The 3,089-nt window shown below is 66.3% G+C and carries 4 protein-coding genes; 2 read left to right on the top strand and 2 right to left on the bottom strand.

Annotation, left to right across the window (positions count from 1 at the left end):
* Positions 1-156: 156 nt before the first annotated feature.
* The gene (locus ACH4MY_RS38135; RefSeq protein ID WP_398009445.1) at positions 157-474 is read left to right on the top strand and encodes an Imm51 family immunity protein; all 318 of its coding nucleotides are present in this window, start codon (positions 157-159) and stop codon (positions 472-474) included.
* Positions 475-590: 116 nt separating this feature from the next.
* Positions 591-1,178, top strand: a complete 588-nt coding sequence (locus ACH4MY_RS38130; RefSeq protein WP_398009443.1) for an Imm21 family immunity protein — start codon at positions 591-593, stop codon at positions 1,176-1,178.
* Positions 1,179-1,214: 36 nt separating this feature from the next.
* On the opposite strand, the gene ACH4MY_RS38125 is transcribed toward ACH4MY_RS38130, so the two are convergent.
* Together ACH4MY_RS38125 and ACH4MY_RS38120 are read right to left on the bottom strand one after the other, a co-directional pair.
* Positions 1,215-1,859, bottom strand: a complete 645-nt coding sequence (locus tag ACH4MY_RS38125) for a TniQ family protein (RefSeq protein WP_398009441.1) — start codon at positions 1,857-1,859, stop codon at positions 1,215-1,217.
* Positions 1,853-2,902 (bottom strand): TniB family NTP-binding protein, encoded by a 1,050-nt coding sequence (locus tag ACH4MY_RS38120; RefSeq protein WP_398009439.1) that lies wholly within the window; start codon positions 2,900-2,902, stop codon positions 1,853-1,855. The genes ACH4MY_RS38125 and ACH4MY_RS38120 overlap by 7 nt, the downstream gene beginning before the upstream one ends.
* Positions 2,903-3,089: the final 187 nt, after the last annotated feature.

Genomic DNA, 3,089 nt, shown 5'->3' with positions numbered 1-3,089 from the left:
TGTCCTGTGACATCGAACCTTGAGCGTGTGCCATCGAAGTTTGAGTGACTGGTGCTGTGACCGCAAAGGTCCACCGGGGCCGGGAGGGGTGAGGAACCACATGAGCGGTTCGAGGGATCGGGCAGCCCGTGCGCCGGGCGGTGAGAGGATCGCGCCGTGACTATCAACCTGCATGACTTCGACGGCGAGCACTCGCTGACGTTGAATGCCGGTGGCTTGGCCGCCGATACCGCAGTAGCTGCCGCCGGGCATGAGCCGAACGGGTACTTCTGGGAAGGTCTCGTGCGGTTCTCCTGGCCGGACATTGCCGAGTGCCTCGATTTCGACAGCGAGGCTGGCATGTTCTGCGCGGTCGGGAGTCCGAGTGACCTCGCACGACTCAAGGCGGTCGTTGAATCCGTCATCACGAGTCCTGAGGCAGTCCGCGACATCATTGCCCGTGCGGAGGTGTCGGGCTTCGAGTTCGACGACTAGTGCTTCGTCTGGCGACCCGGCGAACCTATGCGGTCAGAGCACGAGGTCGGCCGACCGCAGGTCGGCTGGCCTGCCGGCCTCCGGGTGGTGTCAGTGGGGGGCGGCAGACTGCGCGCATGGATGTTTCTCACGACACCGATCGCTGTGACCGTGCTGAGCTGGTCTGGGTCCGGTCGATGGGCGGCCCCTTGATCGTCGTTCCGGAGTCCTCGGTGAACGCCTGGGGTGGATGCACGGAGGACGGTTCCGTCCTGGGCGATGCTGATGGCCGTGATGACTATGACCGTGCTTGCGAGGTGGAGGACTGGGCCGGGGTGATCACCGTGGGCGCAGGCGGCGCCACTGCGCTTGTTCTGGCCGATGAACCTGCGAAGACGTGCTTCCTGCCGGAGAAGCTGCTGTTCGTGCGGTGGCTGGCTGCGGACTCGGAGGCCGAGTTGTTTGCGGCGGCCGAGGCGGTCCTGGCCGATCCGGACACGGCATGGGAGGACGGTGGGCTGTGGGTCACCGATGGCTGGGCGGTGTTGATGGATTCGGCCGAAGCGGGTGCCGATCTGGGAGCGGAGTATCCCGATGGAGGCTGGCCCGACCAGGCTCGGGTGCAGCTTCCGGCCGGTCGGTGGAGGGTGCGTGCGGTCCATCAGACAGGCGAGTTCCCGTGGGTGGGTGTGGTGCAGCTCGTCGCTGAGGGCGGCCAGGCTTGATGCGCCATCGAGGTCGAGTGGTCCCGGTGGCTGCCTTTAGAACTTGAGCGTGGACGGCGGGTGCGGTTCGCGGGTGCGGTCGAGCTGGTGTGTTCTGAAGTAGCGAGTGGTGGCGGTCATGGACAGGGCGACGTCGTGCTCGTCGACAAGGCGATCCCAGACCTCCTTGATGGTGAGTCCTTCCTCGATCAGTGGGTTGATGAGCTCCTTGATCGGATCGGTCGCGGCCACGCGTCTGCGGACGAGTTCGTGGGGACGGGGTTGTGGTGCGGCCAAGGCCCGCTGAACAGTGCGGCGGGAGACGTCGTGTCGGTTGGCTAGGGTGCGGACGGTGAGTCCTCTTCCTGCGGCATCGCGTTGGATCTGGAAGAACAGCTGGGCCTGAGCGTTCTCGACGGGACTGCGTTCCGGGGAGGGCTTGACGCAGAGCAGCAGGGAGCCTGCATTGACCAGGGTCCGCTGGAGGATTTCGGGGGAGGAACCGGCCAGTGTGGCGAGCCGGTCGAGGTGAGGCTTTCCGAATGAGAGCGGCGGTCCGGTCAGAATGCCGTGCAAGTGGCTGGGCTTGATGTGGTTGGCCCGGGCGAGACGGCTGATGAACGAGTCGGTGGTTTCTGCAGGTCGGGGGCGGACGCGGATGGGGAGTGGGCGAAGTTCACCAAAGGGGAACGGCGTCACCATCGGCTGGCTGCCTGTTCGGCGGGGGTGGGATTCTCAGCGGTGTAATCGAGGGGGATGGCCGCGAGGCTCTGCTTGGTGATCTTCTCCGTGCCGGAGAGGATGGCGTCGATCGCGGCTCCGCGTATCTGGTGGGACAAGGCGCCGATCATGCCTCCAGTGCGCTCATGGAGGTAGCGGTCCAACGTGGTGAGGGTGCCGGGCGTGTGCTCGTGCAGAAGCAGCGTCTCCTCCAGAGCGGCGACCAGACTCTGCCACTCCGTGCCATAAGGGAAGGGGTGGGTGGGGATGAGGGAGAAGCGTCCGGCGATCTGGGCTCCGCGTGTGCCGGAGAGCAGAGTGGTGCGTTCGATGTTGATGCCGGCGTAGACGAACGTGGCGGGGATCCGCTCGGAGAAGTACTTGAGGGTGTCGGCGACCTCGGTCCCGTGCCGCGTGGTCAGGGAGATGTTGTGGAGCTCGTCGACCAGGACCAAGCCGGTGTGGGCGTCAGTGCAGACGCCAACGACGGCTTCGATGATGTCGGTGATGTTCAGGGTCCTGCGGCGGACAGGGATGCCTAGGAAGCGGGCGAATTCGGCGGCGACCATTCGGGCGGTCGCGGCAGGCGGGACGGTGATGTAGATGACGGGAATCCGGCCGGCGTGACGGGGGTGGCGGGCCCGGTCGAGGAGTTCGTGAGAGCGTCCGAGCTGGGTGAGGGCGATGGTCTTGCCGGTGCCCGCGGGGCCGGAGATGATCAGTCCTCGGCGTGCGCTGATGGCATGCCGGTTCAGCAGGACCAGCCGACGGCCGGTGGTGACGGTGTGCCGGACAGTGGATGTGGCCACGACCAGTAGCCGTGCATGGTGATCCAGCCGGGCCTCGTCGTAAGCCTCTTGCTCCGCTGGGGACAGCCCGGCGCGTTCCTGTGCGGACCGCAGAGGGGGCGGAGGGGGCACTTCGTTGAGGAACTGTCGCCAGCCTTCGAGGGTGGTGAGGTACTGGCCTGCCTCTTCCTCGGCGTCGCCGAGGAAAGTGCCGACTATGGGTCCGGAGTCGGTCATGTGCGTCTCCATGGATTTTCGAGCGGGTCGAACAGGCCCAGCGGAATCACTTCGGCCAACGGCTGTTCATCGGCCGGGGCCTTGTCTGGTTCGGCAGAAGCGGCAGGCTGTGGGCGAGGACGGGGAGTGGCGGAGCCTGCAGCGCGGGTGCGGGCTGCGACTCGCCTCTCCCGGGGCGTGCGCCTAG

It is taken from the genome of Streptomyces sp. NPDC017246 (assembly GCF_044331325.1).
Lineage (GTDB): Bacteria > Actinomycetota > Actinomycetes > Streptomycetales > Streptomycetaceae > Streptomyces.
The sequence above is the reverse complement of the archived record's forward strand: the minus strand, read 5'-3'. Positions and strand labels throughout refer to the sequence as shown.